The organism is Kitasatospora sp. NPDC001527, from assembly GCF_040298605.1.
Lineage (GTDB): Bacteria > Actinomycetota > Actinomycetes > Streptomycetales > Streptomycetaceae > Kitasatospora.
In genome coordinates, this window is record NZ_JBEPAM010000041.1 from 71,976 (window position 1) to 79,113 (window position 7,138).

The window sequence follows — 7,138 nt, forward strand, 5'->3', positions numbered from 1 at the left end:
CGCGATCACGGGCCCGGATGGCCCACGCGAGACACGGGGGAACCACATGTTCGGCATCATCAGACCGTGCCGCCACCGCCTCTCCGAACGGTTGCAGGCGAGTTGGATGGCCCACCTCTGCGGGCTCTGCCTGGCACTGCGGGACGACCACGGGCAGTTGGCGCGCACCGCCACCAACTACGACGGGCTGATCATCTCCGTGCTGGTCGAGGCGCAGGCCGCCGCCGAGAACGGCACGGGGCGGCGGACCGCCGGGCCCTGCCCGCTGCGCGGCATGCGGACGGCCTCCGTCGCCCGGGGCGAGGGCGCCCGGCTGGCCGCCGCCGTTTCGCTGGCGCTCGCCTCGGTGAAGATCCGCGACCACGTCGAGGACCGGGACGGCGTGTTCGCCCGGCGCTCGGTGGCGGCGGGCGCCCGGGCGGTCACCCGGCGCTGGGACCGCAAGAGCGCGGGCAGCGCCTCGGTGGTCGGCTTCGACACCGCCGTGCTGCTCGACGCGGCCTCCCGGCAGAGCGAGTTGGAGCGGGCACTGCCGGCCGGCGGCTCGCTGCTGCTGGTCACCGAGCCCACCGAGACCGCCACCGCCGCGGCGTTCGCGCACACCGCCGCGCTGGCCGGCCGGCCCGGGAACGCGGCGCCGCTGGCCGAGGCGGGGCGGCTGTTCGGGCGGCTCGCCCACCTGCTGGACGCCGCCGAGGACCAGGCCGCCGACGCCGCGAGCGGCGCCTGGAACCCGCTGACCGCGACCGGCACCGACCGCGCCGAGGCCGAACGGCTCTGCCGGGACGCCGTGCACGGCATCCGGCTCGCCCTGCGGGACGTCGAACTGACCGACCGCACCCTGGTGCACGTCCTGCTCGCGCACGAGACCGAGCGCGCCGTCGAGCGGGTCTTCGGCCGGGCCGGCCACACCGCGTGCCGGGTCAAGGCCGCGGACGGCACCGCACTCACGGCCGTGGACGGCACCCCGCTCACCACCGTGGACGGCACCCCGCGCGCCGCCAACCCGTACCAGGCGCCGCCGCGGCACGACCCCGACCAGCCCCCGCCGCAGGGCCCCGGCGCACCGGTCCCGCCGTGGGTGCCGCAGGGCCCCGGCTTCACCCCGCCCGGCGCCCCGCCGCCCAACCGCCGCAACCTGCTGGCGGGGTGCGCGGCGTGGGCACTGATGGGCTGCACCTGCCAGCTGCTCTGCTGCGAGCACGACCACCCGTTCACCGGCGAGCGCCGCGAGGGCTTCTGCGCCCGGAACGACTGCTGCGACTGCGGCAACTGCTGCGACGCCTGCCAGTGCTGCGGCGAGGGCTCCGACTGCTGCAGCGGCTGTTGCGACTGCGGTGACTGCAGCTGCGGCTGCGACTGCTGAGCCCACAGGGGGAGCCGGCCCCGGTCCGACGGCGGTACGCCGCGGCGGGCCTCTCCCCCTCGCGGCGTACCGCCGTTCCACCGGCGGAGCGACGTGCCGGGGCCGGGAGCGAACCTAACGTGGCGTCATGTCGAAGAAGCGACGGTGGCGTTCCGCCGCCCTGACGATCGCGTCCACCACCCTGGTCCTGGCCGGCCCGGCCTCCGCGCTGGCCGCCGCGGCCCCGGCCGCTCCCCCGGCCGCCACGGCGGAGGCCGGCGCCGCCCGCGCCGGCGCACCGCACGTCCCCGCACCGACCGCACACCGGCCGGTGGGGACGAAGTCCGTCCACCTGGTCGATCCCGGCCGGCCCGATCCGTGGCGCGCCGACACCCCGACGCGCGAGCTGATGGTCACCTTCTGGTACCCCGCGCAATCCGCCCGGGGACCCCGTGCGCCGTACGTCTCGGCGGAGTTGTCCCGGGCACTGTACGGTCTCGACCAGCCCGCCGCGCTGCGGACCGGAGCGGTGGCCGACGCCCGGCCGGCCGCCGGCCGGCATCCGCTGGTCCTGCTCTCCCCCGGCTTCGGCATGAGCCGCAGCACGCTCACCGCCCTCGGCGAGGAGTTCGCCTCCCGGGGCTACGCGGTGGCCGCTGTCGACTCCACCTACGAGACCTCGGTGGAGTTCCCCGGCGGCCGCATCGAGTCCTGCCAGGCGTGCGGACAGGAGCAGACGGACCCGGAGTTCGGCGCGAAGTCGTCCCGCGCCCGGGCCGCCGACCTGCGCTTCGTGATCGACCGGCTGACCGCGCCCGGGCACGGCGGCCCGGTCCGCGGCCTGAGCATCGACGCCTCGCGGATCGGCGCCGCCGGGCACTCGATCGGCGGGGCGGCCTCCCTGGAGGCGATGCGCGAGGACCCGCGGATCAAGGCCGCCGCCAACCTGGACGGCAGCATCTGGATCCCGGCCGGGGACGACACCGGGCGCCCGGCGCTGCTGTTCAGCGCCGGAGTCGGCGCCTCACCGGAGTCCACCCGGAACTGGGAGGACAACTGGAAGCGGTTCACCGGCCCCCGCTACTGGGTGGACCTGCCCACCGGTGGGCACCTGTCCTTCTCCGACGAGCACTGGATGGTCGACGACCTCCACCTGGAGGACCACCTGCCGCCCGGGTACTACCAGGAGACCTTCGGCTCCGTCGACAGCCGCCGCTCACTGGCCGCCACCCGCGCCTACCTCGGCGCGTTCTTCGACCGGCACCTGCTCGGCCGTCCGGCCCCGCTGCTCGACCGGCCCTCGCCGCGGTTCCCCGAGGTCCGCTTCGCCAAGTAGCCCACGGGGCACGGGAATCCTTTCCGGGTCGCCCGTCCGCGCGCCGCGCTGCCACAGCGGCAGCACCGCGACGCGCGCGGCCGGGCGGCGCTCATCCATCGCGACCCGGCGCCGTTCTCGCCGCCGGCACCGTCACGCCGCGGCGGTCCGCCGCCAGCGAGTCCTCCAGCCGGGCCAGCAGCACCCGGAACCGGTCCGTGTCCTCGGCCGTCATCCGGCCGCCCTCGGCCGGGGCCCGCACGCCCCGGTCCCCCGTCGTTCCCTCGTTCATGCCCCGACGGTAGAGCGTGACGATCAACGCCGGATAAACGGAACCCCGCCCGCCCTCAGGCCCGGCCGAGGACGCGGTCCACCGTGATCTCGATGACCACCCGGTCCGGATTCACCCGCGGCTCGCGGTAACGCTCGGCGTACCGCCGCTCCGCCTCGGCCACCGCCTCCGGCGCGTCCCGGACCACGGCCACGCCCTCCAGCGTCGACCAGCGCGCCCGGTCCACCTGGCAGACCGCCACCCGCTGCCCGTCCGCTCCGGCGGCCAGCACATTGCGCACCTTCCGGCTGGTGCGGCTGCTGATCACCCGCGCGACACCGCTCTCCGGGTCGTACGTCACCCCCACCGGCACCACGTGCGGCGAGCCGTCCGGACGCCGGGTGGTCAGGGTGGAGATGTGCCGCTCCCGCCAGAAGGCGAGGAAGGCGTCGTCGAGCGCGCGCGGATCATGGGCCATGCCCGCGATCGTACGTGCCCGGGCCCGGCGGCCGGCCGCCGGGCCCGGGACCCTGATCAGTGCCCGCGGGCGATCCACTCCGGGAGCGCCGGGGCCTCGGCGCCGATGGTGGTCGGGTCGCCGTGGCCGGTGCGCACCACGGTGTCCGGGGGCAGGGTGAGCAGGCGCTCGCGGATGGAGTCGATGATGGTCGGGAAGTGCGAGAACGAGCGGCCGGTGGCGCCCGGGCCGCCGTGGAAGAGGGTGTCGCCGGTGAACACCGTGCCGAGGTCCGGGGCGTACAGGCAGACCGCGCCGGGGGCGTGGCCGGGCGTGTGCAGGACGGTCAGCGCGGTGCCGGCGACCTCGATCCGCTGACCGTCGGCGAGTTCGCCGTCCGGCAGGCGGTCCGGGTGGGTGAGCTTCCACAGCGGCAGGTCGTCCGGGTGGAGCAGCACCGGCGCGCCGGTGCGCGCGGCCAGCTCCGGGGCGGCGTCGATGTGGTCGTTGTGGGCGTGGGTGGAGACGATGGCGAGCAGCCGGCGCCCGGCGAGCGCCTCCTCGATCGCCGCGGCGTCGTGGGCCGCGTCGATCACCACGGCCTCGGCGTCGTCGCCGACGATCCAGACGTTGTTCTCCACCTCCCAGCTGCCGCCGTCGAGTTCGAAGGTGCCGGCGGTGACGAGCCGGTCGACGCGGGCGGTTGCGGCGCTCACAGGACCACCACCGAACGGAGCACGTCGCCGTGGTGCATGCGCTCGAACGCCTGCTCCACCGCGTCCAGGCCGATGGTCTCGCTGACGAAGGCGCCGAGGTCCAGGCGGCCCTGGAGGTAGAGGTCGATCAGCATCGGGAAGTCCCGCGAGGGCAGGCAGTCGCCGTACCAGGAGGACTTCAGCGCGCCGCCGCGGCCGAACACGTCGAGCAGCGGGAGCTCCAGCTTCATCTCCGGCGTCGGCACGCCGACCAGCACGACGGTGCCGGCGAGGTCGCGGGCGTAGAAGGCCTGCTGGTACGTCTCCGGGCGGCCGACCGCCTCGACGACCACGTCCGCGCCGTGACCGCCGGTCAGCTCGCGGATCGCCTCCACCGGGTCGGTGTTGCGGGAGTTGACGGTGTGGGTGGCGCCGAGCTTCTCGGCGGTGGCGAGCTTGCGGTCGTCGATGTCCACCGCGATGATCTTCGCCGCGCCGGCCAGCCGGGAGCCCAGCACGGCCGCGCCGCCGACGCCGCCGCAGCCGATCACCGCGACCGTGTCGCCCCGGCCCACGTTGCCGGTGTTGATCGCGGCGCCGATGCCCGCCATCACGCCGCAGCCGAGCAGCCCGGCGACGGCCGGGTCGGCGGCCGGGTCCACCTTGGTGCACTGGCCGGCGGCGACCAGGGTCTTCTCGGCGAACGCGCCGATGCCCAGGGCCGGGGACAGCTCGGTGCCGTCCAGCAGCGTCATCTTCTGCTTGGCGTTGTGGGTGTTGAAACAGTACTGGGCCCGCCCCCGCTTGCAGGCGCGGCACTGGCCGCAGACGGCGCGCCAGTTGAGGACGACGAAGTCGCCGGGCGCGACCTCGGTGACGCCCTCGCCGACGGTCTCCACGATGCCCGCGGCCTCGTGGCCGAGCAGGAACGGGAACTCGTCGTTGATCCCGCCCTCGCGGTAGTGCAGATCGGTGTGGCACACGCCGCAGGCCTGGATCCGCACCACGGCCTCGCCCGGCCCGGGGTCGGGCACGACGATCGTCGTGACCTCCACGGGCGCGCCCTTGGCGCGTGCGATCACTGCCTTGACCTGCTGGGCCATCCGGTTCCACCTCCGTCGGCCGGTGCCACTCTGCACCGGCTTGACCTGCGTCGACGCGAGTCGGGTGACTCGCCCACGAAGCGTATCGCCCGCGCCGCCGGGCGGCCGGGGAGCCTCCCGGGTGATCCGGCTCACCGGGGGCACCCGCCGCGCCGCGGACGCCGGGGGCGCGGCACGGGGCGTGCGGCCACCGCCGAGCGCCCCGGTCAGGCGCCGCACTCTCGGCGCACCCGCCCCTCCCGGCCGTTGGCTGGAATCCTCGCTGTCTGTGGCCCCTCGGCCACGTACGGTCGAAGCGAACCCGGCCGCTCCGGCACCTGTCGGCCGTCCCCGCCCGTCCCCCGCGCACCACCGGATCCACCCCCCGCAGGCCGCCTCCGCGCGGCCACCCCCTGGAGTCTGGAGTACGGATGTCCGCCGAGAACCGCGCGACCGGTGCCGGAACCGGTACCGCCACCGACCCCGGCACGGCCCGGGCCGTGCTGCCCCCGCTGCACTGCCTGCGCCTGCTCGCCCCCGGCCCGCCCCGGCTGGCCGCCCTGCCCACCGGCACCCCGGTCTGGCTGATCAGCCGGCACGCCGAGGTCCGGCAGGTGCTCACCGACCCGCGCCTGGGCCGCGCCCCGCTCTACGCGCCGGACGCCCCGCCGGTCACCCGCGTCCCCAACCTGCTCGACGACCCGACCGCGCTGCTCAACATCGACGGCGTCGAGCACCAGCGGCTGCGCCGCACCGTGCAGCGCGCCTTCACCCCGCGCGCGATCGCCCGGTGGCGCCCCTGGGTCGCCTCGGTCGTCGACGGCCTGATCGACGAGCTGATCGACCGGGGCTCGCCCGCCGACATCGTCGCCGGCTACACCCGCCCGCTGCCGATCGCCGTGATCGGCCGGCTGATGGGCCTGGACCTCCTCGACAGCAGGCGCATCGAGCACTGGAGCGACCACGCCCTGGCCACCACGGCCTACACCGCGCAGGCCGTGCGCGCGGCGATGGAGGAGTTCGCCGCCTTCGGCGCCGAGGTCATCGCCGAGCGCCGCGCCGCACCCGGCGACGACCTGGTCAGCAGCCTGCTCGCGGCCGCCGACGACACCCCCGGCATCACCGAGGAGCAGATCGTCACGCTCGTCGTCGGCCTGGTGGTGGCCGGGCACGAGACCACCATGACCTCGCTCGGCAACGCCCTGGTCTACCTGCTCGGCGACGGCCGGGACGCCTGGCACCGGCTCGCCTCCGACGAGCAGAGCGCGGCCGCCGCCACCGAACAGCTGCTGCGCGCCGTCCCGTTGGGCGACGCCGACACGATGCCCGGCCTGCTGCGCCGGGTGGTCGAGGACGTCGAGATCGGCGGGGTGCGGATCCCCGCCGGCAGCGTCGTCGCCGCCGACGTCACCGCCGCCAACAGCGACCCCGGGGTGTTCACCGGGGACCTGCTGACCGAGCTGTTCTCCCCGCTCGCCGCGCCGACGTACACCTTCGGGGCCGGGCCGCACCACTGCCTGGGCGCCTGGCTGGCCCGGATGGAGCTGGAGCTCGCGCTGCACCGGCTGGCCCGCCGGCTGCCCGGGCTGCGGCTCGCCGCGCCCGGGGAGCCGGTGGACTGGCGGAGCGGTCTGCTGACCCGCAGCCCGCAGCGTCTGGAGGTCGTCTGGTGACGGATCCGCGGACCGCACCCGCCGTCATCGTCCAGGTCGACCGCGACCGCTGCATCGGCTCGGGCATGTGCGCGCTCACCGCGCCCGGGTCGCTGACGCTCGGCACCGACGGCCTGGCCCGCCCGCTGCGCGAGCAGCCGACCGGCGCCGCCGGCGAACCGCTCACCCCGGAGCTGGCCGAGGCCGTCGACTACTGCCCGGTCGAGGCGCTCAGCCTGTACGGCGCCCACGACGGCCGCCGGATCAGCCCGGGCGGCTGACGCCCCGCTCCCGGCCGACGCCCCGGCACCGCGTGCCGGG

At 75.9% G+C, this 7,138-nt stretch carries 8 protein-coding genes; 4 read left to right on the plus strand and 4 right to left on the minus strand.

The window, feature by feature from the left end:
• Positions 1–46: 46 nt before the first annotated feature.
• Complete coding sequence (locus tag ABT238_RS29285; RefSeq protein ID WP_350799612.1) at positions 47–1,366, plus strand: DUF5685 family protein; 1,320 nt, start codon at positions 47–49, stop codon at positions 1,364–1,366.
• Between the two features lie 127 nt (positions 1,367–1,493).
• A complete protein-coding gene (locus ABT238_RS29290; protein WP_350799617.1) occupies positions 1,494–2,681 on the plus strand; it encodes an alpha/beta hydrolase family protein in 1,188 nt (395 codons plus the stop codon).
• A gap of 91 nt (positions 2,682–2,772) precedes the next feature.
• Here ABT238_RS29290 and ABT238_RS29295 read toward each other — a convergent pair whose 3' ends face one another.
• Genes ABT238_RS29295 through ABT238_RS29310 form a run of 4 tightly spaced genes read right to left on the minus strand, consistent with a single transcriptional unit; the run spans position 2,773 to position 5,186 of the window.
• On the minus strand, positions 2,773–2,952 hold the full coding sequence (locus tag ABT238_RS29295) for a hypothetical protein (protein ID WP_350568112.1): 180 nt from the start codon (positions 2,950–2,952) through the stop codon (positions 2,773–2,775).
• Positions 2,953–3,007: 55 nt separating this feature from the next.
• Positions 3,008–3,409 carry a pyridoxamine 5'-phosphate oxidase family protein gene (locus ABT238_RS29300; protein WP_350568114.1) on the minus strand — a complete coding sequence of 134 codons (402 nt, stop codon included), beginning with the start codon at positions 3,407–3,409 and terminating at the stop codon, positions 3,008–3,010.
• Between the two features lie 56 nt (positions 3,410–3,465).
• Complete coding sequence (locus ABT238_RS29305) at positions 3,466–4,104, minus strand: MBL fold metallo-hydrolase (RefSeq protein ID WP_350568117.1); 639 nt, start codon at positions 4,102–4,104, stop codon at positions 3,466–3,468.
• Entirely contained in the window at positions 4,101–5,186 is a 1,086-nt protein-coding gene (locus ABT238_RS29310; protein WP_350568120.1) for an S-(hydroxymethyl)mycothiol dehydrogenase, read from the minus strand. The genes ABT238_RS29305 and ABT238_RS29310 overlap by 4 nt, the downstream gene beginning before the upstream one ends.
• A 410-nt stretch (positions 5,187–5,596) precedes the next feature.
• Between ABT238_RS29310 and ABT238_RS29315 the strand changes: the two genes are divergently transcribed.
• Both ABT238_RS29315 and ABT238_RS29320 read left to right on the plus strand, forming a co-directional pair.
• Positions 5,597–6,838 carry a cytochrome P450 gene (locus ABT238_RS29315; RefSeq protein ID WP_350568122.1) on the plus strand — a complete coding sequence of 414 codons (1,242 nt, stop codon included), beginning with the start codon at positions 5,597–5,599 and terminating at the stop codon, positions 6,836–6,838.
• Positions 6,835–7,098: a ferredoxin gene (locus ABT238_RS29320; RefSeq protein WP_350568124.1), complete on the plus strand. Its 264-nt coding sequence runs from the start codon at positions 6,835–6,837 to the stop codon at positions 7,096–7,098. The genes ABT238_RS29315 and ABT238_RS29320 overlap by 4 nt, the downstream gene beginning before the upstream one ends.
• The last annotated feature ends 40 nt before the right edge of the window (positions 7,099–7,138 follow it).

Coding starts and splice junctions, on each gene's coding strand:
- ABT238_RS29310 (WP_350568120.1), bottom strand. CDS start 5,186: ATGGCCCAGCAGGTCAAGGCAGTGATCGCACGCGCCAAGGGCGCGCCC.
- ABT238_RS29285 (WP_350799612.1), top strand. CDS start 47: ATGTTCGGCATCATCAGACCGTGCCGCCACCGCCTCTCCGAACGGTTG.
- ABT238_RS29295 (WP_350568112.1), bottom strand. CDS start 2,952: ATGAACGAGGGAACGACGGGGGACCGGGGCGTGCGGGCCCCGGCCGAG.
- ABT238_RS29315 (WP_350568122.1), top strand. CDS start 5,597: ATGTCCGCCGAGAACCGCGCGACCGGTGCCGGAACCGGTACCGCCACC.
- ABT238_RS29290 (WP_350799617.1), top strand. CDS start 1,494: ATGTCGAAGAAGCGACGGTGGCGTTCCGCCGCCCTGACGATCGCGTCC.
- ABT238_RS29300 (WP_350568114.1), bottom strand. CDS start 3,409: ATGGCCCATGATCCGCGCGCGCTCGACGACGCCTTCCTCGCCTTCTGG.